Raw genomic sequence first — 26,009 nt, 5'->3', positions numbered from 1 at the left:
GAAGTTTCTACGGTCTGCGCAGGAAGATCATCACGTCGGCCACATTCGTGCCGGTGCCCCCGGTCATGACCAGATCGCCTGCGGCCCGCAGCGCGGGGTAGGCGTCGTTATTGGCCAAATGTGCCTTGGCGTCGATGCCCAAGGTGTCCAGACGCGCCCCGGTCTGACTGTCGACCATGCCACCCGCCGCATCCGTCGGGCCGTCGCGCCCGTCAGTGCCGCCGGACAAGAACACCCAGTCCCCTGGGATGTCTTGCAGCGCCATGCGCAGGGCCAGGTCCTGATTGCGCCCGCCACGCCCGGTGCCGGTCAGGGTCACGGTCGTCTCACCGCCAAAGAGCAGAGCAGACGGCACATCTTCGGGCAGGCTTTTGAATATCTCGGCCAGCTGAGGCGCGACCACGGCCACGTTGCCTTCGAGCCTGCCGTTCAGGATCTGCGCCTCGGGCGCCGCGGCGCGCATGGCGTCAAGGCTTTGGCGGTTCGACGCGATCAGATGGTTGTCCACCTCGGGCAGGTCGAGGGTCTCGTCCGGTTGGCTGAGATGCGCCTTCACGCTGTCCGGTGCGGCGTCCCAGATGCCTGTGTCTTGCATCAGTGCGCGGGCTGAAGACCGCGTTCCGATGGGCGCGACCGTGGGGCCGGAGGCGATTGCGCGCAGGTCGTCGCCGACGACGTCCGAGAGGATGTAAGCCGTCACATGCGCGGGGCTTGCGGCCCGCAGCAACCCGCCGCCCTTCAGGCGGGAGAGCTGCTGGCGGATGTGGTTCATATCGTTGATCTCAAGCCCGGAGCCCAAGAGCAGCTCGTTCACCTGCGCCTTCTCGCCAAGCGTCACGCCAGCCACCGGGGCGGGCAGCAGGGCGGAGCCGCCACCGGAGATCAGCGCGACCACGCGGTCGCGGGCTCCCGCGTCCGCCAGAAGCGCCTCCAAGGCCCGCGCGGCGCGCGCGCCGGCCTCATCGGGGACGGGGTGATTGGCAAGATACGTCTCGCAGCCGGGGATCGTTGCGGCGTTTTCGGGATTGGTGACCAGCATGGCGCGGACCGTCTGATCGCGGCCCACCCGGGCGATGGCCGCGCGCATCATCGGCACGGCGGCCTTGCCCACGGCCACAAGGTAGAGCGTGCCGGGGGTGGTCAGCGGCGTATCCCCCAAGGCGCGGTCCACGGCGCGGGCCGGGTCAGCGGCGGCGATCGCGGCCTTGAAGAGGCGCAGCGCCTCGGCGCGCATCTGGTCGAGTTTGGTCATGCAGGTCCCCGCAGTTTCGGTCGCGGCGACTATACGTCAGAGAAATCTGTTGACCAGATTCTCCAGCACTTCCTGTTTGCCGGAGCGCGGGGTGGGGTCAATGCCACCGGCCTCGACCCGGGCCGCGATGGTGGCGAGATCACTGTCGAGCAGGTCGGAGCCGTCCCAGCCCGCATAGCGTGCCTCGCGCGCCGCCTCGAGCGATCCGTCCTCCAGCATCGCGGCGGCGGCCTTGAGACCCGCGGCGCAGACATCCATCCCGCCAATGTGGGCGGCGATCAGGTCTTCCGGATCGAGCGACTGGCGGCGCAGCTTGGCGTCGAAATTTGTGCCGCCGGTGGTGAAGCCGCCCGCGCGCAAGACCTCGTAATAGGCCAATGCCACTTCGGGCACGTTGTTGGGGAACTGGTCGGTGTCCCAGCCGGATTGATAGTCGTTGCGGTTCATGTCGATGGAGCCGAAGATGCCAAGGGCGCGCGCCATGGCCAGCTCGTGTTCGAAACTGTGACCGGCGAGGATCGCGTGGCCCTGTTCAATATTGACCTGCACTTCGCCTTCCAGCCCGAACTCCTTGAGGAAGCCGTAGACCGTGGCGACGTCGTAGTCGTACTGATGCTTGGTGGGCTCTTGCGGCTTGGGCTCGATCAGGATCGCGCCCTTGAAGCCGATCTTGTGCTTGTAGTCGACGACCATCTGCAGGAAGCGGCCCGCCTGTTGGCGCTCGCGGGCGAGGTCGGTGTTCAGCAGCGTCTCGTAGCCTTCGCGCCCGCCCCAGAGCACGTAGTTCTCGCCGCCAAGCCTGGCGGTCGCGTCGATGCAGTTCTTCACCGTCGCGGCGGACCATGCGAAGACATCCGGGTCGGGATTCGTTGCGGCACCAGACATGAAGCGGCGGTGGGAGAACAGATTGGCGGTGCCCCAAAGCAGCTTCTTGCCGGACGTCTCCATCTTCGTGCCGATATAGTCGATGATCTCTTCGAAGTTGCGCTTGCTCTCGGCGAAGCTGTCGCCCTCGGGCCGGATATCGGCGTCGTGCCAGCAGAAATACGGCACGCCAATCAAGTCAAACATCTCGAAGGCCACGTCGGCCTTGAGCTTGGCCAGCGCCATCGTGTCTCCAAACCCCGATCCTTCAAACCACGGCCGCTCGAAGGTTTGCCCGCCGAACGGGTCGCCGCCGGGCCACGCGAAGCTGTGCCACCACGCGCAGGCGAAACGCAAATGGTCTTCCATCCGCTTGCCCATGACGATCTCATCGGGGTTGTAGTGCCGGAAGGCCATCGGGTTGGTGCTGTCCGGGCCCTCGTAGGTGGCGGCGTCGATGCCTTGGAAGAAATCGGTCATGAGAGGTCCTTCAGAGCAGTGTAGGTGTCTTTGTAGCGCCCATGCGCGGTGGCGAAGGCGTCGGCCAGCGCGGCGTTCGGGTCGATGGTGGCGTGCAGTTTCGGGGGCGTCGCGAGCGACGTGTCGCCGGTGTCGGCCATCATGCCGAGACGCGCGGCCCCGAACGCCGCGCCAAAATCGCCGGAGACGGGCAGGGCGATGGGTGTTTGCAGGATCGACGCGAGGGTCTCGAGCCAGACTTTCGAGGCCGAGCCGCCGCCTGCGGCGATCAGCTGGTTCACTTCGGTGCCAGTGGCGGCCAGCGCGTCGAGGCTGTCTTTCAGGGCGTAGCCCACGGCCTCCATCACGGCGCGGGTGCCGGCCTCGGTCGTTGTCTCATTCTCCAGCCCAATGAAGGCGCCGCGGATGCGGGCGTCGTTATGAGGCGTCCGCTCGCCGCCGAGAAAGGGCAGGAACAGGGCGCGACCGGGCTCGGTCACGCCGCTGAGCGCGCCGGTCAGCTGCGCAGGTTTCTGGCCCACAAGGCGGCCGTACCATTCCAGCGCATCTGTGGCCGAAAGGATCACGCCCATCTGGTGCCAGGTGTCGGGGATCGCGTGGCAAAAGCTGTGCACGGCGGTCTCGGGCGCGGGGGCGTAGCTTGCGGTGGGCGCGAAGACCACGCCGGAGGTACCCAAGGAGAGGAAGGCCTGACCGGGCTTCGTGACGCCCATGCCGATAGCGGTCGCGGCATTGTCGCCGCCGCCACCCGCCACGGGCGTGCCGGGTCTCAGACCCCAGTTCGCGGCCAGTTCCGCGCGCAGACCGCCGGAGCTGGCAGAGCCTTCGACAAGCGCGGGCATGTGATCGCGGCTGAGATCGGTAGCGGCGAGCAGATCGTCCGACCAGTCCCGCGCGCCTGTGTCGAGCCATGAGCTGCCAGCGGCATCCGACATCTCGGAGACGGCCTCGCCGGTGAGCCACAGGCGCAGGTAGTCCTTGGGCAGCAGCACCTTGGCGGTGGCCTTAAAGACGTCGGGCTCATGGGCCTTGACCCAAGCGAGCTTGGGGGCAGTGAAGCCGGGGAAGACAATATTGCCGGAGACCGCGCGAAATTGCGGGTCGGCATCGAGCGCGGCGGCCTCCGCATGGCTTCGCGTGTCGTTCCACAAGATGCAGGGGCGCAGCACGTCGCCGCGCGCGTCGATCAGCGTGGCCCCGTGCATGTGGCCCGACAGGCCGATGCCTTTCACCGCGGACAGGTCCGATTTGGCGGCGAGCTGTTCCATCACCGCGGATGCGGCGCTCAGCCAATCGGCGGGGGCCTGTTCGGACCAGCCGGGATGGGGGCGGGTGACGGTCAGGGGGGCCGCGGCCTCCGCCACGACGGCCTGATCCGCGTCGATCAGCAGGCCCTTCAGCCCGGAGGTTCCGAGGTCGAGCCCCAGATACATCACGCAGCCCGTTTCGGGTTCTTGCCCAGAATGATCATCGACAGCACGTCGTCCTCGGTGACGTCCTCGACCCGCTCGGTGCCGACCAGTTGGCCGTTCTTCATCACCGACACGCGGTCGCACAGCTCCATCATCTCGTGGGTGTCGTGGGAGATCAGGAAGATGCCCAAGCCCTGTTTCTTCAGCTCCTGGATCAGCTCGGCCACCATCTGGGTTTCGTGCACGCCAAGCGCCGCGGTGGGCTCGTCCATGATCAGGATCTTGGCGTTGAAATAGACCGCGCGGGCGATGGCCACCGATTGGCGCTGACCGCCCGACAGGGCCGAGACCGGCTCTTTGAGCTTTTTGAAGTTGGGGTTCAGGCGCGCCATGATTTTGGCGGTCTCGGCCTCCATCTTGGCGTCATCGACGAAGCCCATGGCGTTGGTCAGCTCTCGGCCCAGAAACAGGTTCGAGGCGGCGTCAAGGTTATCGGCCAGCGCAAGCGTCTGGTAGATCGTCTCGATATTGTGGTCGCGGGCGTCGCGGGGCGAGTTGATTTCGGCGTGTTTGCCGTTGATGCGGATCTCGCCCGAGTCCTTCTTGTAGGCCCCTGACAAGATCTTGATCAGCGTCGACTTGCCCGCGCCATTATGGCCCAGCAAGCCCACCACTTCGCCGGGGTAGAGGTCCAGCGAGACGTGATCCACCGCCTTCACGCCGCCGAAGGCAATCGAGATGTCCTTGAGTTCAACGAGAGGGGTATCGGTCATTTCGCGTTCCTCCGGTAGAGAATGTCGAGCCACACGGCCAGCACCAGGACGGAGCCTACCACAACCTGCTGGATCGCGGCGTCAAAGCCGATCAGCACCATGCCGGTCTGCAGGCTTTGCATCACCAGCGCGCCCAGGATGGCGCCGTAGATCGTCCCGATCCCCCCGGCGAGCGAGGTGCCCCCGATGACGGCGGCGGCGATCACGTAGAGCTCGTCGAGCGTGCCAAGCGCGTTGGTGGCAGAGCCGAGCCGGGCAGAGGCCACGACCGCGCTCAGGCCCGTGAGCATGCCCATCAGACCAAAGATCTTGACCGTCATCCAGCGGGTGTTGATGCCTGCAAGTTCTGCCGCCTCGGGGTTGCCGCCGATGGCGTAGACGTAGCGACCAAAGCGGGTGCGGCTCATCAGGATGGTCATGAAGATCGCGACGCCAATGGTGATCAGCACCGGGATGGCGAAGCCGTGGGAGATGAACAGGCCCTCGGCCGGGACCTCGATATTGTTCTCGGCCGCGTAGCGGCGCACGATGCCCTTGGGCCACGGATAGGAGTTCACCAGCAGGGTCGCGCCGATCACGGCACCGCAGCCCACAACGGCTAGCGTCGCCTCGGCCCAGGCCGGGCGTTGCCGGATGTGGAAGATGCGGCGGTTGCGCCGCGCCATGGCGATCAGGCCCAGCACGCCGACGCAGCCCAAGATGCCCACGATCCAAGAGCCGGTGTTGCCCACCGCCCCGAACGGGCCGCCGCCCATCAGCTTGAAGGTGCTGTCCACGGGCGAGATTGTCTCGCCGCGCGCCACAAGGAAGGCCGCGCCGCGCCAGACCAACAGGCCGCCCAGCGTCACGATGAAGGCCGGGATCTTGCCATAGGCGATCAGCGCACCCTGAAACGCCCCGATGAAGCCGCCGACCATGACGCCGACGATCACGGCGATGATCCAGATCATCGGATGGCCGAGCCCCAGGAACTGCGGCAGGATGTTGACTTGCAGCACACCCATGACGATTGCGCAGAAGCCTAGCATCGAGCCCACCGACAGGTCGATATGCCGGGTGACGATCACCAGCACCATGCCTGTCGCCATGATGGCGATGGACGAGGTCTGGACCGACAGGTTCCACAGGTTGCGCGGGGTCAGGAAGGCACCGAAGCCGTTCACGACCGCGCCGTAGACATGGAAGCCGACCCAGATCAGGGCGAGCGCTGCGAGCATGCCTAAGAGGCGGGTGTCGACCTCGGTCTCGCGGATCAGGCGGGCCAGGGGGCCTTCTTTGGGTTTGGATGTGTCAGACATGGCGCGGGCCTCGTGCTGGCAGGATGCGTGGGTCCGGGCCGCTGCCACGGATGGGCGCGGCGAAGGGGCCAGGCATCAGAATTCGAGAATAGGAAAGCAGAATACCCCGGCGCGGCAGTGGACCGCGCCGGGGCAGGGAGGCTTAGCAGCCGTTGACACCGTCCATGGCGCCTTCGCAAACCTTGTCTTTTGCGATGTGGCCTGCGTCGATCACGGCGGAGATGTTGTCCTTGGTGACCGGTGTCGGGTCGAGGAAGATGGCGTTCATCTCAACGCCCTTCTCGCCGCCGGACCACTTGACCGCATTGGTGATGCCGTCAAGCGCGGTGCCGCCTGCCAGCGCCACGGCGACGTCAGCTGCACCGGCACCCAGCTGGCGGGCGTCTTTCCACACGGACACGGTCTGCGTGCCGCGGGCCACACGGTTCAGCGCGGCGTGGTCGCCGTCCTGGCCACCCACGGGCACGTTCAGGCCCTGGGCCTGCAGCGCGGCGATCGCACCACCGGCCATGCCGTCATTCTGGGACAGAACCGCGTCGACGTCGTTGTTGGCGGCGGTCAGGATCTGCTCCATGTTCTTCTGGGCGTTGTCGGGCTTCCAGCCATCGGTGAAGGCCTCGCCGACGATGTTGATCTTGCCTGCGGCGACGTCGTCACCGATCACTTCCATCATGCCTTCCAGCAGGAAACCTGCGTTCGGGTCGCCCTTGTCGCCCTTGATGATGGCGTAGTTGCCCTCGGGCTGCGCGGCCTTCACGGTCTCGGCGATGATGCGCCCCACACCCTTGTTGTCAAAGGTGATGTAGAAGGTGCGCGGGTCCTCGATCAGGCGGTCATAGCCCACGACCGGGATGCCCTCGTTGTCGGCCTGATCGATGGCCGGGCCGATGGCGTCCTTGTCCATCGCCAGGATGATCAGCGCGTCGGCGCCTTGGGCGATCAGCGCCTCGACATCGGTCAGCTGCTTGGCAGCAGAGGCTTGCGCATCTGCGGAGATGTACTTGGCCCCGGCGGCCTCGAGCGCGCCCTTGATGGCGGCTTCGTCGGTCTTCCAACGTTCCTCTTGGAAGTTGGACCAGCTTACGCCCACGGTCACGCCGTGGCCGTCTGCGTAGGCGGCGGTAGTCATAAGGCCGGCGATGGTAATCGCGGCCGCGGTCAATGCTTTGCGCATGAGATCCTCCCAGTTCATATATCCCCGCCCCATACTCCCGGAGCAGGCAGCCGAAAGAGCGACTCACGGCTGGCGATACCATGACATATTTAATTCAGCTGTCAAAATTAAATTGACGGATGTCGCGAAATCGACAACGCTGACCCCTGTCAATTCATCCGATATCGGCAGTATTTGCGGGTAATTGCGATGTTCATACCGAATCTCGAGGGGATATAGTTTTGCATGTGAAGGAAATGCCGCGCCGCAGCAATTCCGCGCCCCTCGCGCCCGAGGGCTGCGGTCCGGCCTTGCCACTGGCAGGCCAAGCCGCGCCCCCCTTGCGCCAGCAGGTCTTCGAGCGCGTCCGCGCGGCGGGGCAGATCCCGCGGGTGGACGTGGCCAAGGATTTGGGCGTCTCGCCCGGCTCGGTCACTGCGCTGACCTCCGAGTTGATCGCAGCGGGCCTGATCCACGAGGTTGAGACACCCCATCACGGCTCCGCCCGCGGTCGCCCGCCGGTGGCCCTGTCGGTCTCGCCCGGCGCGCGCTACGTCGTCGGCATGAAGATGGGCGATTTCGGCCATTCCGCCGTCGTCGTCGATTTCGCGGGCGGGCAGCTGGCCGAGATGGATTTCCAGACCGACGCGTTGAAAAAAGATGCCGCGACACTGGTCGAAGAGGCCGCCTCGTTATTCGAGGCGGTGGTCGAGAAGGCCGGGCTGACCCGGGCCCAGATCTCTGCCGTGGGGGTCGGTTTGGCGGGGGTGGTCGACCATGAGCGCGGCCATGTGCCCTGGTCGCCCGTACTGCTGGAGCGCGACATGCCGATCCGCGAACAGATGTCGGCCCGCATGGGGCTTCCGGTGCATATCGACAATGATACCAACGTGTTGACGCTGGCCGAGCTGTGGTTCGGGGCGGGGCGGCACAAATCATCCTTCGCGGTGGTGACCATCGAATATGGCGTGGGCATGGGGCTGGTGATCGACAACCAGCTCTATCGCGGCGCAATGGGGCTGGGGCTGGAGCTGGGCCATACCAAGGTGCAGCTGGACGGCGCGCTATGCCGCTGCGGCGCGCGCGGGTGTCTGGAGGCCTACGTGGCCGATTACGCGCTAGTGCGCGAGGCGCGGGTGGCGCTGGACATGAACCGCGATCAGTCGGGCAAGATCTCGTCGATGCTGGAGACGCTCTATGATCAGGCGAAGGCGGGCAATGAGCGTGCGCGCACCATCTTCCGCCGCGCCGGGCGCTACCTGTCGGTGGGGCTGTCGAATGTGGTGCACCTGTTCGACCCGGACCTGATCATCCTGTCGGGCGAGCGGATGCGCTATGACTACCTCTATGCCGAAGAGGTCGTGGCCGAGATGGCGGCGCTGACACTCGACAAGGGCCGCCCGCCGCCCAAGATCGACATCAATGTCTGGGGCGGCTTTGTCTGGGCGCGCGGCGGCGCGGCGCTGGCGTTGTCTGCGGTGACCGACGAGACCTTCGGGGACGCATGGGCCGATATCTGATCCTTCTGTGCCTGCCGGGAATGGCATATGCCGAGCCTGCGTTCGAGCCGGTGGAGCTGGCCGAGCCCCATATCTACACCGGTGGCTGGGAGCATTTCGTGGGCGGCGGGGTGGCCGTGCTGGACTGCAACGGCGACGCCCTGCCGGAGTTCGTCGCCGCAGGCGGTGCGAAGCCGATGGCGCTGTACCGCAATGGCTCCGTGCCCGGCGAGATGCGGTTTACGCGCGGCGAGATTGCCCCGCTGGAGGGCGTGACCGGGCTTTACCCGCTCGATATCGACAGCGACGGGATGCTCGACCTGGCCGTGCTGCGCGTGGGCGCGAATGTGCTGCTTCGTGGCGGGCCGGAGTGCAGCTTTACGGATGCAACGGCAGAGTGGGGCTTTGACGGCGGGGACCGCTGGTCGACCGCCTTCTCCGCCACGTGGGAGCAGGGCCGCGACTGGCCGACCCTTGCGGTGGGCAACTATGTCGACCGCAGCAACCCAGATGGGCCGTTCGAGGCATGCGATGTAAATGAGGTTCACCGCGCAAGCGGGTCTGATGGCTACGAAAAGACCGACCTGGAGCCGGGGTTTTGTGCGCTTTCCATGCTGTTCTCGGACTGGCAACGCAGCGGCACGCAGGACCTGAGGGTGTCCAACGATCGGCACTACTATGTGCGCGGCGGGTCGGAGCAGATGTGGGCGATGCCGCAGCTCACCTTGCGGGAGGGCGACGGGTGGAAGCCGATCAGCATCTGGGGCATGGGGATTGCCAGCCAGGACATCACCGGCGACGGGCGGCCAGAGGTCGTGCTGACCTCGATGGGCGATCAGCTGATGCAGATTGCCTCGCCCGAAGGCTATTCTGCCGCGCCCTTTGGCATCGGCACCTACGCCGCGCGGCCTTATACGGGCGGTGATGGTCGGCCCTCGACCGGGTGGCACGCGCAGTTCGGTGACATCAACAATGACGGGCGTGATGATCTGTTCATCGCCAAGGGCAATGTCGATCAGATGCCGGGGATGGCGACGAAGGATCCCAATAACCTGCTGATCCAGAAGGGGGACGGGACCTTCGAGGAGCGCGGCGCAGAGGCTGGGATCGCAAGCCTGAAACGCTCCCGCGGGGCGGGGCTTGCGGATTTCGATGGCGACGGGCGGCTTGATCTGGTCGTCATCAACCGACGCGCGCCTCTGCAACTATATCGCAATATCAGCGCGGACACCGGCAACTGGCTGGCCTTCGATCCGCGCCAGAGCGGCGCGAACACCCGCGCGGTGGGCGCGTGGATCGAGCTGCGTCTGGGGGATCGGGTGATCGCCAAGGAAATCACCGTGGGCGGCGGGCATGTCAGCGGGCAGGCGGTAGCGGTGCATGTGGGGCTCGGGGACGCCGAGCGCGCCGAAGCGCGCATCATCTGGCCCGATGGGGTCGAAGGGCCGTGGCAAAGCTTTGAAGCCGGACGCATCCACCGGCTGACGCGCTAGCGGTCGATCGGCAATCCGCTGGGGACCTGCTGGGGGATGCCCAGACGCCCCTCGATCGCATCGGGGTCTTCGAGCGTTGCCAGAAACGCCACCAGCTGCGAGACTTCCAGATCGCTTAAGGGTTGCGTGAAGCTTTTGGCGCTGGTGCGGATCGCGTCCACCTCTTCGGGGCGGTCCATGACCCAGAAATCCTCGACCTCCAGCGCGGGCAGGACTGGCTCGACGCGGTTGTAGCTCGACAGTGCATTGACCGGATCGACATGGGCGCGGATGAAATCTCCCAAGCCGCGATAGGCCCCGGTATGCCCATAGGGCGCAGTCTTGGTGACATTGCGCAGAGAAGGGGTCCGGAAGGCATAGGCGTCTGCGTCGTCGCCGGTGACCCGTGCGCGGCCAAGATCGCGCGCGTGGGTTTCGAACCGGGCCGCCTTGCCGGGGCCGAACTGCGGCACGCCCATGTTGTGAAAGCTGTGATCAGTCTGGAATGGCCCGCTGTGGCAGGTGGCGCAGCCCGCGTCGCCGTAAAACAGCTCCATCCCCGCAGTGGCGTCGGGTGACATCTCAGCCTCGCCGCGCAGCACCCGGTCGAACAGGCTTTGATCAGAGCGCCATTCCAGCTCGATGAAGGCCCCGATCGCGTTCGAGATATCGGTGAACATGATCGCATGACCCTTCTCAATGTCGGGGTATACCGACTTGAAAAGATGGGCATAAATCGGGTTTTCGGCGATGCGTTGCGACAGGATATCCCACGCGCCGCCTTCTCCGGTGATCCGGCCCTGGCGCACGGCCTGGCTGACGTCGTTCTCGCTGTAATGCCCCGCCATCTCGTCGGCGCTGAGCACGGGGAACATCGTCTGCGCCGACAGAAGTGTCGCGAAGCCCGTGTTCATATCCTCGTCCATCGGCGTGCGGATGCCCCCGGGCAGCTCCTTGTCGACCTCGATCCGGCCATCATGGAACATGACGGTGAATTCATGGGCGCCGAGGTTGAACAGGCCCGGCGCGTTGCGCGGGATGCGCTGCTCCGGCAGGTTATCGGGGTCCGCGCGCCGGTCGGGGCCAAGGCCGATACCGCCCTCGCCAAGCGACAGGGACACGCCGTCTGCGGTGCCGAATTTCGGATGGTGACAGGTGGCGCAAGAGATGTTGCGATTGCCTGACAGGATCGGATCGTAGAACAGCAGCTGCCCCAGCTCGGCCTCGGCCCGGTTGACCGGCCGATACGCGTCATCAGTGACCGGCGCGGGCAGGTCCAGCGCGTGCGCCGCAAGCGGCGCGATCGCCGCAAGGGAGAGGATGTAGATACTGCGCATTCTGCCAAGGGTCGTGTTGTTTTCCACAACCCTAACCAGCGCGCCTTTCCCTGCCAAGTGTTGATTAAGAGGCGGCGCGTAAGCCCTTCAATTCCCCCACAAGTTTTGGGATCTTCTCCTTGAACTTGAAGAAGCCGTGGGTGGCATAGGGCCAGGCGGCGCTGTCCTCGTCGCGCAGGATGCGGATCAGGGGAATATTGTGGTCTTTCAATTGCCGCTCCAGCGTGTCGAGCCGCTCCTGCGCCGGACCGGTGGGCGCATAGGCTGTCACCACCTGCTCGGCGCCCGTGTCGCGCACCCAGGCCAATAGGTCCTCGGGGGATTTGGTGATGTTGCCCAGCCTGTCGCCGTAGCGCGCGGTGCAATCGTCCAGCGCGGCCTCGGTGAATTCCGTGACGCGGGGCGAGACGACCAGCGGGGAGCGGTCGCTTGCGGCTGAGAAGCTGGCGGTCGCCTGCGGTTTGAGGCCGCGGTCCAGCATGAAGCCGGGGCTCATGTCATCCTCGGAGATCAGCAGCGCGGTGGGCAGGTTGGCGGTCCAGTGATCGCTATAGGGCGGCTCGCCCACGGGCGGGTTGTCCGGGCTGTCGAGGGCCGGGGCATCACTGGCCAGCTCACGTCCGCTGGGCTGAAACCGCCCGTCGGTGAACTTGGCGATGTTGGACGGGCGGGCGAGGTAGGTCTTGCCCTTGGTCTGCATCCCCGCGATCCATCGCCACGACAGCGTGTTGGAGGCCGGGTCGCCATCAAGCAGGTGGCGCAGGAAGAAATCCGCGCCCAAAGCCCATGGCAGCCGCAACGTGAACACCCAGATCGAGGCGAACCACATGCGCGCATGGTTATGGAGATATCCCGTGTTTACAAGCTCCTGTGCCCAGAAGTTAAAGCACTCGATATCGGTCTCGCCCGCGCAGGCCGCATCGAACTCGGCCCGCAGCCCGCTTTCGGTCTGCAGCCGGTTTAACCCCGCTTTCACATCCGTGCGATAGTCCATCCAGATGGACGGGCGCAATTCCAGCCAGCCTTTCCAATAGGTGCGCCAGTAGACCTCCTGAACGAACTTCTCGGCCGAGGAGAGGCTGTAGCGACCGAGCACGGCCTCGACCACCTCGCGCTCGGTGATCAGGCGGTGGCGCAGGTAGGGCGACAGCGTCGAGACGTGGTCGTGGCGGCCCGGACCAAGGTCGAAGTTGCGCTTGGCGGCGTAGTCGCGGCCCGATTTGGGCACGAATTTCGACAGGCGTTCCAGGGCGGCGGTGCGGGTCGGCGGAAAGGTCATGGGGCTCCTCGAACTTGGGGGCTTGACGGTATGGCGCCGCGGCCCCATTTCAAGCCCTCACGCGTCGCCCGGGACCGCGCACGAGATGCGCTTGCACCCGTTTTTTTCCGCCACTAACCTCATCTTCATATTTACGGCGCTAAAAGCGCGCTCAGCACAAGGCAGGCAGGCATGCACGATCCAGTTGAAACCTATATGAACCTCGTCCCAATGGTGGTGGAACAGACCAGCCGGGGCGAGCGCGCCTACGACATCTTCTCCCGTCTGCTCAAAGAGCGGATCATCTTCATCAACGGCCCGATCCACAGCGGCATGTCGCACCTTGTCGTCGCACAGCTGCTGCATCTGGAGGCCGAGAACCCGTCCAAAGAAATTTCGATGTACGTCAACTCGCCCGGCGGCGAAGTGACGGCGGGCATGTCGATCTACGACACGATGCAGTACATCAAGCCGAAAGTGTCCACGTTGATTTGTGGCATGGCCGCGTCGATGGGATCGGTGATCGCCATTGGCGGCGAAAAGGGCATGCGGTTTGCGCTGCCCAATGCCGAGATCATGATCCACCAGCCGTCCGGCGGATCGCAGGGCAAGGCGGAAGATATCCTGATCTCCGCCCGCCATATCGAGCGCACCCGCGAGCGGATGTATCAGCTTTACGTCAAGCACGCCGGACAGACCAAAAAGGCGGTCGAAAAGGCGCTGGATCGGGATCTGTGGATGACCCCGGAAGAGGCAAAAGAATGGGGACATATCGACGAAATCGTCGAGAATCGTGCCAAGGGCGACGACGAAGAATAGGTCCGTGCTGCGGCCCCGTGACACCTGCGTGACGGGGCCGCGCAATTAACACTTTTGGCGTTGTGCCTCTGCGGAGGCTGGCCTAACCTACGGGCCATAGGCAAAACGAACACGGCGCGGGCCAAAATGGCGCGTCGGCATAACACGGATATAGGTGGTGCGATGGCTAACAATTCTGGTGAAGGCAAGAACACCCTCTATTGCTCGTTTTGCGGCAAATCCCAGCACGAGGTGCGCAAGTTGATCGCGGGTCCGACCGTATTCATCTGCGATGAATGCGTCGAGCTGTGCATGGATATCATCCGCGAGGAGACCAAGACCGCCGGGCTGAAGGCCGCGGACGGCGTGCCGACCCCGCAGGAGATTTGCGAAGTTCTGGACGATTACGTGATCGGGCAGGGCCACGCGAAACGCGTGCTCTCGGTCGCGGTCCATAACCACTACAAGCGGCTCAACCACGCGGGCAAATCCGGCGACATCGAGCTGGCGAAATCCAACATCATGCTGATCGGCCCCACTGGCTGCGGCAAGACGCTGCTGGCCCAGACGCTGGCGCGCATCCTTGATGTGCCGTTCACCATGGCCGACGCCACGACCCTGACCGAAGCCGGTTACGTGGGCGAGGATGTCGAGAACATCATCCTCAAGCTGCTGCAGGCGTCCGAGTACAATGTCGAGCGCGCACAGCGCGGCATCGTCTACATCGACGAGGTCGACAAGATCACCCGCAAGTCCGACAACCCGTCGATCACCCGCGACGTGTCGGGCGAGGGCGTGCAGCAGGCGCTGTTGAAAATCATGGAAGGCACCGTGGCCTCCGTGCCGCCGCAGGGCGGCCGCAAGCATCCGCAGCAGGAATTCCTGCAAGTCGACACGACGAACATCCTGTTCGTGTGCGGCGGCGCGTTTGCGGGGCTCGACAAGATCATCGCGCAGCGCGGCAAAGGCTCCGCCATGGGCTTCGGCGCCGATGTGCGTGAAGAAAATGACAAGGGCGTCGGCGAGCTGTTCAAGGACCTGGAGCCGGAAGATCTGCTGAAATTCGGCCTGATCCCGGAATTCGTCGGCCGCCTGCCGGTCATCGCGACGCTGGAGGATCTGGACGAGGACGCGCTGGTCACCATCCTGACCCAGCCGAAGAATGCATTGATCAAGCAATACCAGCGCCTGTTCGAGTTGGAAGATGCCAAGCTTACCTTCACCGACGACGCGCTGACCGCCATCGCCAAGCGCGCCATCGAGCGCAAGACCGGTGCGCGGGGGCTGCGCTCGATCCTTGAGGACATTCTGCTTGATACAATGTTTGATCTGCCTGCGCTGGAGAATGTCGACGAAGTGGTCGTCAACGAGGACGCTGTCGGCCGCGAAGCCAAGCCGCTGATCATCTATGGTGAAGCCAAGAAAGAGGCCGAGGCCGAAGCGGGCTAAGCGTAAGCGGCCATGCTGAAAGATTTGAAAAGGTCGATCCTGCGGATCGGCCTTTTCCTTTTGCTGCCAGTGTTGGTTTTCTATGGCTGTCACGCAAAGCGGGCGCTGGTGGACAACCCGGCCTACGCGTCGGAGGTCTTTGCGCCGGTGTTTCCCGCGTTCGAGGTTCTGGAAAGTCGCCGCTGGCACCGCCTTGGCGGCGAGGCGTGGGATTGCACCTATGCGATTGTCGCGCCACCTGCGGATATGCCCGAACATCCGCCCGCACACGCGAGGAAGGACACGCCACCCTGGTATCTCAGATGGGGCGACGGCGCGTGGCAGGCAACGCCAATGGCGGACCCGCCAGATGGGACGCGCGATGCGATCACCGGGTGCATGCCGTATTGGTCCGATGAGGTGGCCCAACGGATCGAGGCTGCCATCACCCGGGAAGGATCTCATGTCATCATTGGCCCGGTTGGCGAGACCGTTTATGTGTACTCCAAGCCGCAGCGCATCGCGGCGCGCATTCGGTTTGGTGACTGAAAGGACCGCCCCCATGATCAAACGTATCTTCTCCGGTGGCCCGTTCGAGCCAAAGGTAGGCTACTGCCGCGCGGTGGTGGCGGGCGACTGGATCCATATGTCAGGCACGGTCTGCGGGACGGACCATGAGACCGGCGAAGATACGCTGGACCCGGTGCGTCAATGCGAAGGGGCGCTGAAGATCATCGAAAAGGCCCTGAACGAGGCGGGGGCGAGCTTTGCTGACACGGTCCGCGTGACCTATGTGCTGCCGGATGCGGCCGAGTTCGAGGCCTGCTGGCCCGCACTGCGCGCCGCGTTCGGCGACAACCCGCCCGCCGCGATGATGACCGAGGCCGGGCTGATCGACCCGCGCTTCCGGATCGAGATAGAAGTGACGGCATATAAACCGCGGGCCTGAGGCGGCCTGTCCACTGGACGGGCGCGTGGCGATGGGCCATATAGGACACGATGAATTCGGAGGCCGATATGGGCATTCTCAACACGTTGCTGCGCGCCGTCACTTGGTGGAACGGGCAGACCCTCAACACGCAATTTTTCACCTGGCGCAAGGGCGTGCGTGTGGGCGAGGACGAGGCTGGCAACATCTTCTACCAGACGCAGGACGGCAAGCGCCGCTGGGTCATTTTCAACGGCGAGGCGGAAGCCTCCCGCGTGAGCCCGGATTGGCATGGCTGGCTGCACCACACCTGGGACGAGCCGCCGACCAAGGCGCCGGTCAAGCACAAGGCGTGGGAAAAGCCGCACCAGCCAAACCTGACCGGCACGGCGATGGCCTACGCGCCGCAAGGATCGCTGCGCCGCGCGGACCCCGTGGAGCGCAAGGATTACGAGGCCTGGACGCCGGAATAGGCGCAAAGGACAGGGGCTGAGCAGATGGCAGAGAACACAACCGAAGTGGTGGTCGGCACCGGCGTCCTGGCCGTGGCGGTGGGCTTTCTGGTCTACGCCACCGGGGCGACGAGCCTTGCGGTGGGCGGCGACAGCTACCCGCTGACGGCGAGCTTCCGCTCCGCCGAAGGGGTGTCGGTCGGCACGGATGTGCGCATGGCGGGCGTCAAGGTGGGCACCGTCACAGGGCTTGACCTGAACCCGACGACCTTCCGCGCGGACGCGACCTTCACCATGCAAAGCGACATCGAAGTGCCCGATGACAGCGCCATCTCGGTCAGCTCCGAGGGGCTTCTGGGCGGTAGCTTCGTCGAGGTGATCCCCGGCGGCTCGCCCTTCAATCTGGAGCCGGGCGGCGAGATTGAAGACACCCAAAGCTCTGTCTCCCTGATCACGCTCCTGATGAAATTCGTGGCCGGGTCCGAGGAATGATCCGACCGCTTGCGGCCGCGATTGCGATGCTGGCCACGCCCGTCGCGGCGCAGGTCACGATCCAGGGCGACACCACGACAATCCAGCTGGGCAACGCGCCGACCGTAGAGGCCGAGACCCGCGAGGCGGTGTCCATCGCGCCGCAGGCGGTGATGCGGGGGCTCGACAAGCTGGCAGGGGCCAGCGAGGACATCGTTCTGACGGCGGGCGATCCGATCACATACGGGCCGCTGACAATCACGATGCGCGAGTGCCGCTACCCGCAGGGTAACCCCAGCGGGGACGCCTATGTGGGGCTTCTGGTGGTCGACCGCAATCTGGGCGGGCCGGTGTTCGACGGGTGGATGATTGCCTCCAGCCCTGCTTTGAACGCGATGGATCACCCGCGCTATGACGTCTGGGCGATCAGGTGCAAACTTGACGACCGGACACCGTCAGTGGTTGCCGGAGAAAGTTCGCCTCTGCCGCTAATGCGTCCCGAAGGGCTTGGCGGTAACTAGAGCGCGTCATCTCGATCCCGCCCAGCGAGGCGAGATGGGGCGTGATGAACTGCGTGTCGAACAGTCTGAACCCGCCCGCATTCAGCCGCGAGACCAGATAGGCCAGCGCGATCTTTGAGGCGTCCCGGCGGCGCGAAAACATCGACTCGCCGAAGAACGCCGCGCGCAGCGTGACGCCGTAGACCCCACCGACCAGTGTGTCGCCGTCCCAGACCTCGACCGAGTGGGCGTGGCCCGCGCGAAACAGGTCCATGTAGATGCCGAAGATCGGGCCGTTGATCCACGTCTCGGCGCGGTCTGCGCAGCCCTCGATCACGCCTGCGAAATCGGTATCCACCTTGATCTGGAAGGGCTCGCGCAGGATTGTCTTGCGCAGCGAGCGCGAGATATGGAACCCGTCGAGCGGGATCACCCCGCGCTTTTCGGGATCGAGCCAGAACAAGCCCTCATCCTCGCGGCTTTCGGCCATCGGAAAGATGCCGCGCGCATAGGCGTTCAGGATCAGGGCAGGGGTCAGCTCAGCGGACATGGGCCTGAGAAAAGCAGCCCTGCCGCCATGGCGCAAGCATCAGGTGTTCTGCGCGAGCCACTGCTCCAGCCAATGGATATTGTACTCGCCGGTTTGCACGGCGTCTTCGGCCAGCAGCGCGTGAAAAAGCGGCGTCGTGGTGTCGATACCATCGACGATCAGCTCGCCCAAGGCCCGGTTCAGACGTGCCAGCGCGGCGGGGCGGTCGGGGGCGTAGACGATCAGCTTGGCGATCAGGCTGTCGTAATAGGGCGGGATTCGGTAGCCATCATAAAGCGCCGAATCCATCCGCACGCCCAGCCCGCCGGGCGCGTGATACTGGGTGATCTTGCCCGGGCAGGGGCTGAAATTCGGCAGCTTCTCGGCGTTGATGCGCACCTCGATGGCGTGGCCCTGAACCTGCAGGTCCTCCTGCTGGAAGGACATGGGCAGACCGGCGGCGACCTGGATCTGCTCCTTGACCAGATCGACGCCAAACACGGCCTCGGTCACCGGGTGTTCCACCTGCAGGCGCGTGTTCATCTCGATGAAATAGAACTCGCCGTTCTCGTAGAGAAACTCGATCGTGCCGGCCCCGGCATAGTTGATATTGGCCACAGCATCGGCGCAGACCTTGCCGATCTTCGCGCGGGTTTCTGCGTCGATGGCGGGGCCGGGGGCCTCTTCGAAGACCTTCTGGTGGCGACGCTGCAGCGAGCAGTCGCGCTCGCCCAGATGCACGGCGCGCCCTTTGCCATCGCCGAAGACCTGGATTTCGATATGGCGCGGCGTGGTCAGGTATTTCTCGATATAGACTTCGTCATTGCCGAAATTGGCCTTGCCCTCGGAGCGCGCGGTGCGGAAGGCCTGCTTCATCTCATCGGCGCTTTGGGCCACTTTCATGCCCTTGCCGCCACCACCCGCCGTGGCCTTGATGATGACCGGGTAGCCGATCTCGTCCCCGATGCGCAGGGCGTCCTCGAGCGTCGGCACCCCACCATCGGAGCCCGGCACGCAAGGCACGCCCAGCTTCTTCATCGTGTCCTTGGCGGTGATCTTGTCGCCCATGACGCGGATGTGCTCGGCTGTGGGGCCGATGAATTTCAGGCCGTGATCCTCGACGATCTGCACAAAGCCCGCGTTCTCGGACAGGAAGCCGTAGCCGGGGTGGATGGCCTCGGCGCCGGTGATCTCGCAGGCGGAGATGATGGCCGGGATCGACAGGTAGCTTTCCGTGCCGGGGGGCGGGCCGATGCAGACCGCCTCGTCGGCCATGCGCACATGCATGGCGTCGCTGTCGGCGGTGGAATGCACCGCGACGGACTGGATGCCCATCTCGCGGGCGGCGCGGATGACGCGCAGGGCGATCTCGCCCCGGTTCGCGATCAGGATTTTGTTGAACATGGAGGACTACTCCACGATCATCAGCGGCGCGCCGAATTCGACCGGGGTGCCATCATCGATCAGCACCCGCTTCACCGTGCCGGAGCGCGGCGCGGGAATGTGGTTCATGGTTTTCATCGCCTCGATGATCATCAGGGTCTGGCCTTCGGAGACCTGGTCGCCGACGGAGACGAAAGGCGGTGTGCCGGGCTCGGCCTGCAGATAGCAGGTGCCCACCATGGGCGAGGTCACGGCGCCGGGATGCTGCGCGGGATCGTCATTGCCCCCGGCTGCAGGCGCGGGCGCCTCCGCCGCGGCGGCGGGAGCGGCGCTTGGCGCGGGGGCGGCTGCGGCCGGGGCGGGCGCGCTGGCGACGGCCTGCTGCACCAAGGTCACCTGCTTGGAGACGCGCACGTTCAGGCTGTCATCCTCGCCGTACTCGCGTTTGACCTCCAGCTCGGTCAGGTCATTGTCTTTCAGGAGTTCCGCGAGCGCCTTTACGAACGCGACATCGCCGTCATGGGAGTTCTTTGCCATGGATTTGCTTTCCTCGACCCTGGGCCGCCCGTCTGCAGCGCGGGCTTATGTTTTCACCTCGCGGTTATAGGCGATGGGGCAAGAAGGGGAAAGATGCAGTTTTGCGGGCCACGCGCCTGCTTTGGTACAGGGTCTGTCGGCGGCCCGCAAAGGCGTTTGGCCGTTAGGCCCGTTCCGTCTCCGCGGCCTGCGCGGGCCGCTCGGTGCCATCGGGCAGCGGCACCAGCAGGTTCAGCGTCTCGCCCTTGGGGGGCTGCGACGCGGTGGAGGCGATGCCTTCAATCAGCGCCTCGGTCTTTTGCTGATCGGCGACGGCCTGAGCCTGTGCGCGCAGCTCTGCCTCGCTCAGGACGGTGTCCTCGCGGGGGGCGGGTAGGAACTCTTCGACGGGCAGCGGCACCGCGGGGCGATCAAAAATCGACAAGGCGGCCGCATCGCTGCGGGACGCATCACCCGGCTCTGCCGTGGACCGCTCTGCAGCGGCAGGCGATGATTGGTCCGTCTCCGGACTGGCCTCGACAGGTTTGGTCTGGTTGGAGCCTGTGTCCTCCGCGGGTGGCTCGGCCTGGGCAGTTGGCGGCTTTGTCTCTTCCGGCGGCGGCTCCTGCGCCTCATTTGGCGGCGGGGCGTTGGTCTGGAACGGCACGCCACCCCCGAGGCTGGATATGACAGACATGTTTTACACTCCTATTTTGGATACAAGGAGCCCCCACCAAATCCGATGATCTGCCACGCCCCTGAACCAAAAGTTAACGCCGCCCAAGAGAATGAGCGGCGTTTTAGGAAATTTGGCGATGTGGAGCGGTGGCGCTCAAATGGCGAGGTATTCGGCCCGCAGCGCCTCGTTCTCCAGCACCTCTTCGGCCGAGCCGTCATAGACCACGGAGCCGGTGTCGAGGATGACCGCGCGGTCGGCGAGCTTAAGCGCCGCGACGGCGTTCTGCTCCACAATGATCGTCGTGATGCCCTGATCGCGGATCACCTGCAGGGTCTTGGCGATCTCCTGCACGATGACCGGCGCGAGCCCCTCGTAGGGTTCGTCGAGGAGCAGGACCTTGATGTCGCGGCAGAGCGCCCGCGCGATGGAAAGCATCTGCTGCTCGCCGCCCGACAGGGTCACGCCCTCTTGCTTGCGACGCTCGCCGAGGCGCGGGAACAGCTCGTAGACGCGCTCCAGCGACCAGCCGATGGGCGGGGCGATTTGCGCCAGCTGCAGGTTCTCCTCCACCGTCAGACCGGCGATGATGCGCCGATCTTCGGGCACCAGCGCGATGCCCGCGCCGGAGGCCTCGTAGCTCTTCATCTTGTGCAACGGCTGGTGGTCGAGCCAGATTTCGCCGTGCTTGAGCTGCGGGTCGCCAAGACGGGCGATGGTGCGCAAGGTCGAGGTCTTGCCCGCGCCGTTGCGGCCCAGCAGGGCGAGGATTTCGCCCTCGTGCACGTTGAAACTTACGCCCTGCACGATGTAGCTTTCGCCGTAATACGCCTCGATGTCCCAGACGGACAGGAAGGCGGGGGCGGTGGCCGCGTTGTTGGCGTTCTTGTTGAAGTCGGGTTTTACGTTCATCTCGTTTCCTCCGGGGTGGGGGGAAAACTCTTTTGAAGAGTTTTCCGAATTTTCTTCATAAGAAAATTCGCCCCCCTAGACCTGTGCCTCGCCGAGATACGCTTCGCGCACCTTGGGATGGCCTTTGATGTTTTCGGGCGTTTCTTCGACCAGCGGCGTGCCTTGGGCCAGCACGGTGATCCGCTCGGCCAACGAGAAGACGACATGCATGTCGTGCTCGATGATGGCCATGGTGATGTCGCGCTTCTCCTTGATCTCCTTAAGTAGATCGATCGTGTTGTTGGTATCCGCGCGGGCCATGCCCGCGGTGGGCTCGTCGAGCAGCAGCAGCTTGGGCTCCTGCACCAGGCACATCGCCATTTCCAGCCGCCGCTTGTCGCCGCGCGAAAGCGACGAGGCGATCATATGGCGCTTGTCCTGCATGTTGACGTCCATCAGGATGGCCTCCGCCATATCGTGGATGTCAGTCTGGCCCTTGATCGAGCTGATCGCGTTCATCTGGAACGACCCGTCCCGATGTGCAAAGCACGGGATCAGCACGTTCTCATAGACCGACAGGTCCGCGAAAATCTCCGGCGTCTGGAACACGCGGCTCACGCCCAGCTGATTGATCTCGTAGGGCTTGCGGCCCAGCAGGCTTTGGCCCTGGAAGGTCACCGACCCGGTGTCGGGGATCAGCTTGCCCACGAGGCAGTTCAGCAGGGTGGATTTGCCCGCCCCGTTGGGGCCGATGATGGCGTGGACCGTGTTCTCGGCCACCGACAGGTTCACATCGGAGAGCGCCTGCAGACCGCCGAAGCGCTTGCCGACATTCTTGATTTCGAGAATTCCCATGTCATGCACTCCTTATTCCGCAGGGGGTTGCTGTTTGGCGGCTTCGGTTTCGGCCGCGGCCTCGTCCTTCTTGCCGCGGCCGAACAGGCGCGCGATGCGCTGCCCGCCCTCGACCAGCCCGCCGGGCAGGAAGATCACGACCAGCATGAACATGATGCCCAGCGTCAGGTGCCAGCCCTTGCCCACGAAGGGATAGATCAGTGTGACCAGAAGATCCTCGATCCCGTCGGGCAGGAAGGCGAACCAGTCATGCAGGATGGTCGAGTTGATCTTGGAGACGATGTTCTCCATGTACTTGATCACACCGGCGCCCAACACAGGCCCGATCAAGGTGCCCGCGCCGCCGAGGATCGTCATCAGCACCACCTCGCCCGAGGCCGTCCAGAACATCCGCTCCGGGCCCACCTGCGTGTCCATTGCCACCAGCAGACCGCCCGCAAGGCCGGCATACATGCCAGAGATCACGAAGGCCGCGAGTGTGTAGGGGCGCGCGTTCAGGCCGGTGTAGTTCAGGCGTTGCTGGTTGGACTTGATCGCCCGCAGCATCATGCCGAAGGGCGAGCGGAAGATGCGGATCGCGATGTAGAAGGCCAAAAGCATGAAGGCCGCCGCGATATAGTAGCCCGCGTTGAAGGTGAAGAGCCATGGCCCGACCGCCATCTCATAGCTGGCGCCCATGTCCAGGCCAAAGAGGTTGGCCTGCGGGATGCGCCCGTCGTCGGATGCGCCATCAAGCAGGCGCGGATCGGCCAGCTTGGGCTGCAACCCTGTCTCGCCGCCCGTGATGGGCGTCAGCACCGAGTAGGCCAGCGCATAGGACATCTGCGCGAAGGCCAGCGTCAGGATAGAGAAGTAGATGCCCGAGCGGCGCAGCGAGATGTAGCCCACGACCAGCGCGAAGAGGCCCGCGAAGATCACCGCCATGATGATGGCGGGCACGACGTTCATGGTCAGAAGCTTCATCATCCAGATCGCCGCGTAGGAGCCGACACCCAGGAAGGCCGCGTGACCGAAGCTGAGATAGCCGGTCAGGCCGAACAGGATGTTGAAGCCCACCGCGAAGATGCCGAAGATCACAAGACGCTGCATCAGGTCCGGGTAGCCCCCGTTGAACTGCGCCATGGCGGAGCCTTCGGGGAAGGGGTTGAGAAGGAAGGGTGCGAAAAGCAGCAGCCCGGCCACGATCAACAGAAGCGAGAAGTCTTTTTTGTTAAGTCCGAACATTGCCTTATTCCTCCATCACGCCTTTGCGGCCCATCAGGCCACGGGGGCGGGTGAGCAGAATGATGATTGCCACCAGGTAGATGATGATCTGGTTCAGCCCCGGGATCGTTTCGAGCACGATCGCCATGGACGCGAAGCTCTCGAGGATGCCCAACACGAAGCCCGCCAGCACGGCCCCGGGCAGGCTGCCCATGCCGCCGACGACCACCACCACGAAGCTCAGGACGAGGAAGTCCATACCCATGTGGTAGTTCGGCGAGTTGATCGGCGTGTACATCACGCCCGCCAAGCCCGCCACCGCGGCGGCGATGCCGAACATGATGGTGAAGCGTTTGTCGATGTTGATTCCCAAGAGACCCACGGTCTCGCGGTCGGCCATGCCTGCGCGCACCACCATGCCGAAGGTCGTGAATTGCAGGAAGGCGAAGACGCCCGCGATGATCGCCACCGCGAAGGCGAAGTAGACCAGACGCCAGTAGGGGTAGATGATTGTGTTGGGGTCGAACCCCATCAGGGTGCCAAAGTCGAAAGAGCCCGCGAAAACCGCCGGGGCAGGGGTCGGGATCGGGTTGGCGCCGTAGTAGAACTTGATGATCTCCTGCAGCACGATGGCAAGGCCAAAGGTCACAAGGATCTGGTCCGCATGGGGGCGGTGGTAGAAGTGCTTGATCAGCCCGCGCTCCATGATCACGCCCACGGCAAGCATCACCGGGATCGCAAACAGGATCGACAGGGGCACCGCCCAGTCGATGATGACCGATCCGGTCTGCATCCCGAACCAATCCTGCACATAGGGCGTGTTGATCTTGGCGGGATTGCCGAGGAAGTCGGTCTTGGTGGGGTCCACCGTCTCGTAGGACAGCGACAGCAGCCGCGAGAAGGTCACCGCGCAGAACGCGCCGATCATGAACAGCGCCCCGTGGGCGAAGTTCACCACGCCGAGCGTGCCGAAAATCAGGGTCAGGCCGAGGGCGATCAGCGCGTATGCCGACCCCTTGTCCAGCCCGTTGAGGATTTGGAGGATTATGGCGTCCATTGTCCTGCCTTTCGTGGTGCGCGCATCGCCCGCCGGGGTCCGCGCCTGTGGCTGCATTTGGAGAGCCGGGCCCCGAAAAAGGGGGCCCGGATCAGCGTTTAAGACTGTGCCGGTATGGCGGGGCGCTTAGGCGCCCGGGTTGCAGGTGCCAACGGCCACGGCATTGCCGTTCCCATCGCGCATCTGTGGGTGATCGGGTGCGTAGGTCACCTGATCGACCGGGGTCACTTCCACGATCTCGAGAAGGTCGAACTCGGAGGTCGGGTTCTCTTTACCCTTCACAACCAGCACGTCCTTGAAGCACTGGTGATCGTCGGCGCGGTACAGCGTCTTGCCGTTGCCCATACCGTCGAACTCGAAGCCTTCGAGGGCCTCGACCACGGCGCAGGGGTTGAACGAGCCCGCACGCTCCACGGCGTCCGCATAGAGCAGCGCCTGCACGTAGCAGGTGTGCGCTGCCTGGGACGGCGGGAAGCCGTACTTGGTGCCGAACGACTTCACGAAGGCTTGGCTGCCCTCGTCGGTCAGCGACCAGTGCCAGTTGGTGGAGCCGAAGATGCCCTTCACGTTGGCGCCCGCACCCTTCGCCATCAGGCGGGAGTAGAGCGGCACGACGATCTCGAAGTTCTTGTCGTTGACCAGCTTGTCGCGCAGACCGAACTGCACGGCATTGGTCAGCGAGTTCACCATGTTGCCGCCGTAGTGGTTCAGAACCAGCACGTCCGCGCCGGACTGCAGCACGGGGGCGATGTAGGACGAGAAGTCGGTCTGCGTCAGCGGCGTCTTCACGGCGTTGACGGTTTCCCAGCCCAAAGCCTCGGTGGAGGAGCGCACGGCTTCCTCGGTGGTGTAGCCCCAGTTGTAGTCGGCGGTCAGGTGATACGCCTTCCGGTCGGTGCCGTAGTTGGCCGCCAGCACGGGGGCCAGGGCTGCGCCGGACATGTAGGAGTTGAAGAAGTGACGGAAACCGTTGGCCTTCTTGTCCTTACCGGTGGTGTCGTTGGAGTGGGTCAGACCCGCCATGAAGATGACGCCGGCCTCTTGGCAGAGCGCCTGCACGGCCACAGCCACACCCGAGGACGAACCGCCGGTGATCATGATGGCGCCGTCTTTTTCGATCATCGACTTGGCCGATGCGCGGGCGGCGTCAGACTTGGTCTGCGTGTCACCGGTCACATACTCGACCTTCTTGCCGAGGATACCGTTGCCCTGCAGCGCCTTCGACGAGAAGGTGCTCATCATGCCGCCGTCGCCGCCACCGTTCAGGTGCTCGACCGCCAGCTCGTAGGCGCGCAGCTCGTCGGCGCCCTCGTCGGCGTAGGGGCCGGACTGAGGCACGTTGAAGCCCAGGGTGACGGTGTCACCGGTGGGGGCGTTCAGAAAGCCCGTGTGGCCATCGGCCCAGACGGAGCCGTCAAAAATGGTTGGCATCGCCAGCGCGCCGCCGGCAACCGCCGACGTCTTGAGCATCCCACGACGCGTGAAGTTCGATTTGGACATTAAAATCCTCCCTAAGTGATTGTG

26 protein-coding genes are annotated in these 26,009 nt (G+C 64.5%); 9 read left to right on the top strand and 17 right to left on the bottom strand.

The window, feature by feature from the left end; translation table 11 throughout:
• Nucleotides 1–7 precede the first annotated feature (7 nt).
• The 6 genes from C8N43_RS04725 to C8N43_RS04700 all read right to left on the bottom strand — a co-directional run bounded on the left by C8N43_RS04725 (nucleotide 8) and on the right by C8N43_RS04700 (nucleotide 7,253).
• On the bottom strand, nucleotides 8–1,252 hold the full coding sequence (locus C8N43_RS04725) for a glycerate kinase type-2 family protein (RefSeq protein ID WP_107844504.1): 1,245 nt from the start codon (nucleotides 1,250–1,252) through the stop codon (nucleotides 8–10).
• A 36-nt stretch (nucleotides 1,253–1,288) separates the two neighbouring features.
• A complete protein-coding gene (gene xylA, locus C8N43_RS04720) occupies nucleotides 1,289–2,596 on the bottom strand; it encodes a xylose isomerase (RefSeq protein WP_107844503.1) in 1,308 nt (435 codons plus the stop codon).
• Nucleotides 2,593–4,029, bottom strand: coding sequence for a xylulokinase (gene xylB / locus C8N43_RS04715; protein ID WP_107844502.1), 1,437 nt, complete (start codon nucleotides 4,027–4,029; stop codon nucleotides 2,593–2,595). The genes xylA and xylB overlap by 4 nt, the downstream gene beginning before the upstream one ends.
• Nucleotides 4,029–4,781 (bottom strand): ATP-binding cassette domain-containing protein, encoded by a 753-nt coding sequence (locus tag C8N43_RS04710; protein ID WP_107844501.1) that lies wholly within the window; start codon nucleotides 4,779–4,781, stop codon nucleotides 4,029–4,031. The genes xylB and C8N43_RS04710 overlap by 1 nt, the downstream gene beginning before the upstream one ends.
• Nucleotides 4,778–6,079: a sugar ABC transporter permease gene (locus tag C8N43_RS04705; RefSeq protein ID WP_107844500.1), complete on the bottom strand. Its 1,302-nt coding sequence runs from the start codon at nucleotides 6,077–6,079 to the stop codon at nucleotides 4,778–4,780. Before C8N43_RS04705 ends, C8N43_RS04710 begins: the two co-directional genes overlap by 4 nt.
• A gap of 142 nt (nucleotides 6,080–6,221) precedes the next feature.
• Nucleotides 6,222–7,253, bottom strand: coding sequence for a substrate-binding domain-containing protein (locus tag C8N43_RS04700; protein ID WP_107844499.1), 1,032 nt, complete (start codon nucleotides 7,251–7,253; stop codon nucleotides 6,222–6,224).
• A gap of 236 nt (nucleotides 7,254–7,489) precedes the next feature.
• On the opposite strand from C8N43_RS04700, the gene C8N43_RS04695 reads away from it, so the two are divergent.
• Both C8N43_RS04695 and C8N43_RS04690 read left to right on the top strand, forming a co-directional pair.
• Entirely contained in the window at nucleotides 7,490–8,752 is a 1,263-nt protein-coding gene (locus tag C8N43_RS04695) for an ROK family transcriptional regulator (protein ID WP_107844498.1), read from the top strand.
• Nucleotides 8,737–10,224, top strand: coding sequence for a CRTAC1 family protein (locus C8N43_RS04690; protein WP_107844497.1), 1,488 nt, complete (start codon nucleotides 8,737–8,739; stop codon nucleotides 10,222–10,224). The genes C8N43_RS04695 and C8N43_RS04690 overlap by 16 nt, the downstream gene beginning before the upstream one ends.
• On the opposite strand, the gene C8N43_RS04685 is transcribed toward C8N43_RS04690, so the two are convergent.
• Both C8N43_RS04685 and C8N43_RS04680 read right to left on the bottom strand, forming a co-directional pair.
• Nucleotides 10,221–11,540 carry a cytochrome-c peroxidase gene (locus C8N43_RS04685; RefSeq protein WP_107846237.1) on the bottom strand — a complete coding sequence of 440 codons (1,320 nt, stop codon included), beginning with the start codon at nucleotides 11,538–11,540 and terminating at the stop codon, nucleotides 10,221–10,223. The two genes, C8N43_RS04690 and C8N43_RS04685, sit on opposite strands and share 4 nt — an antisense overlap.
• Nucleotides 11,541–11,604: 64 nt before the next feature.
• The gene (locus tag C8N43_RS04680; protein WP_107844496.1) at nucleotides 11,605–12,819 is read right to left on the bottom strand and encodes an FAD-binding domain-containing protein; all 1,215 of its coding nucleotides are present in this window, start codon (nucleotides 12,817–12,819) and stop codon (nucleotides 11,605–11,607) included.
• Between the two features lie 171 nt (nucleotides 12,820–12,990).
• Here C8N43_RS04680 and C8N43_RS04675 point away from each other — a divergent pair, with 171 nt between their 5' ends.
• From C8N43_RS04675 to C8N43_RS04645, 7 genes are all read left to right on the top strand, one after another.
• A complete protein-coding gene (locus C8N43_RS04675) occupies nucleotides 12,991–13,617 on the top strand; it encodes an ATP-dependent Clp protease proteolytic subunit (protein WP_107844495.1) in 627 nt (208 codons plus the stop codon).
• A gap of 162 nt (nucleotides 13,618–13,779) precedes the next feature.
• Entirely contained in the window at nucleotides 13,780–15,045 is a 1,266-nt protein-coding gene (gene clpX / locus C8N43_RS04670; RefSeq protein ID WP_107844494.1) for an ATP-dependent Clp protease ATP-binding subunit ClpX, read from the top strand.
• A gap of 12 nt (nucleotides 15,046–15,057) precedes the next feature.
• On the top strand, nucleotides 15,058–15,573 hold the full coding sequence (locus C8N43_RS04665; protein ID WP_107844493.1) for a hypothetical protein: 516 nt from the start codon (nucleotides 15,058–15,060) through the stop codon (nucleotides 15,571–15,573).
• Between the two features lie 13 nt (nucleotides 15,574–15,586).
• Nucleotides 15,587–15,973 (top strand): RidA family protein, encoded by a 387-nt coding sequence (locus C8N43_RS04660; RefSeq protein ID WP_107844492.1) that lies wholly within the window; start codon nucleotides 15,587–15,589, stop codon nucleotides 15,971–15,973.
• 68 nt (nucleotides 15,974–16,041) lie between these two features.
• Nucleotides 16,042–16,425 (top strand): NADH:ubiquinone oxidoreductase subunit NDUFA12, encoded by a 384-nt coding sequence (locus C8N43_RS04655; protein WP_107846236.1) that lies wholly within the window; start codon nucleotides 16,042–16,044, stop codon nucleotides 16,423–16,425.
• A 24-nt stretch (nucleotides 16,426–16,449) separates the two neighbouring features.
• Nucleotides 16,450–16,896, top strand: a complete 447-nt coding sequence (gene mlaD / locus C8N43_RS04650) for an outer membrane lipid asymmetry maintenance protein MlaD (protein ID WP_107844491.1) — start codon at nucleotides 16,450–16,452, stop codon at nucleotides 16,894–16,896.
• Nucleotides 16,893–17,396 carry a DUF2155 domain-containing protein gene (locus C8N43_RS04645; RefSeq protein WP_245912900.1) on the top strand — a complete coding sequence of 168 codons (504 nt, stop codon included), beginning with the start codon at nucleotides 16,893–16,895 and terminating at the stop codon, nucleotides 17,394–17,396. The genes mlaD and C8N43_RS04645 overlap by 4 nt, the downstream gene beginning before the upstream one ends.
• On the opposite strand, the gene aat is transcribed toward C8N43_RS04645, so the two are convergent.
• The 9 genes from aat to C8N43_RS04600 all read right to left on the bottom strand — a co-directional run bounded on the left by aat (nucleotide 17,302) and on the right by C8N43_RS04600 (nucleotide 25,985).
• A complete protein-coding gene (gene aat / locus C8N43_RS04640) occupies nucleotides 17,302–17,925 on the bottom strand; it encodes a leucyl/phenylalanyl-tRNA--protein transferase (protein ID WP_107844490.1) in 624 nt (207 codons plus the stop codon). The genes C8N43_RS04645 and aat overlap by 95 nt on opposite strands.
• A 39-nt stretch (nucleotides 17,926–17,964) precedes the next feature.
• On the bottom strand, nucleotides 17,965–19,308 hold the full coding sequence (gene accC / locus C8N43_RS04635; RefSeq protein ID WP_107844489.1) for an acetyl-CoA carboxylase biotin carboxylase subunit: 1,344 nt from the start codon (nucleotides 19,306–19,308) through the stop codon (nucleotides 17,965–17,967).
• Nucleotides 19,309–19,314: 6 nt separating this feature from the next.
• Nucleotides 19,315–19,824 (bottom strand): acetyl-CoA carboxylase biotin carboxyl carrier protein, encoded by a 510-nt coding sequence (accB, locus tag C8N43_RS04630; protein ID WP_107844488.1) that lies wholly within the window; start codon nucleotides 19,822–19,824, stop codon nucleotides 19,315–19,317.
• A gap of 163 nt (nucleotides 19,825–19,987) precedes the next feature.
• Nucleotides 19,988–20,500 carry a hypothetical protein gene (locus tag C8N43_RS04625; protein WP_107844487.1) on the bottom strand — a complete coding sequence of 171 codons (513 nt, stop codon included), beginning with the start codon at nucleotides 20,498–20,500 and terminating at the stop codon, nucleotides 19,988–19,990.
• Between the two features lie 135 nt (nucleotides 20,501–20,635).
• A complete protein-coding gene (locus C8N43_RS04620) occupies nucleotides 20,636–21,391 on the bottom strand; it encodes an ABC transporter ATP-binding protein (RefSeq protein WP_107844486.1) in 756 nt (251 codons plus the stop codon).
• A gap of 75 nt (nucleotides 21,392–21,466) precedes the next feature.
• Nucleotides 21,467–22,225, bottom strand: a complete 759-nt coding sequence (locus tag C8N43_RS04615; RefSeq protein WP_107844485.1) for an ABC transporter ATP-binding protein — start codon at nucleotides 22,223–22,225, stop codon at nucleotides 21,467–21,469.
• Nucleotides 22,226–22,237: 12 nt separating this feature from the next.
• A complete protein-coding gene (locus tag C8N43_RS04610; RefSeq protein ID WP_107844484.1) occupies nucleotides 22,238–23,449 on the bottom strand; it encodes a branched-chain amino acid ABC transporter permease in 1,212 nt (403 codons plus the stop codon).
• A 4-nt stretch (nucleotides 23,450–23,453) separates the two neighbouring features.
• Nucleotides 23,454–24,485 carry a branched-chain amino acid ABC transporter permease gene (locus tag C8N43_RS04605; RefSeq protein WP_107844483.1) on the bottom strand — a complete coding sequence of 344 codons (1,032 nt, stop codon included), beginning with the start codon at nucleotides 24,483–24,485 and terminating at the stop codon, nucleotides 23,454–23,456.
• 126 nt (nucleotides 24,486–24,611) lie between these two features.
• Entirely contained in the window at nucleotides 24,612–25,985 is a 1,374-nt protein-coding gene (locus tag C8N43_RS04600) for a substrate-binding protein (protein WP_107844482.1), read from the bottom strand.
• Nucleotides 25,986–26,009 lie beyond the last annotated feature (24 nt).

Origin of the sequence: Litoreibacter ponti (assembly GCF_003054285.1) — a bacterium.
Classification (GTDB): Bacteria; Pseudomonadota; Alphaproteobacteria; order Rhodobacterales; family Rhodobacteraceae; genus Litoreibacter; species Litoreibacter ponti.
The sequence above is the reverse complement of the archived record's forward strand: the minus strand, read 5'-3'. Positions and strand labels throughout refer to the sequence as shown.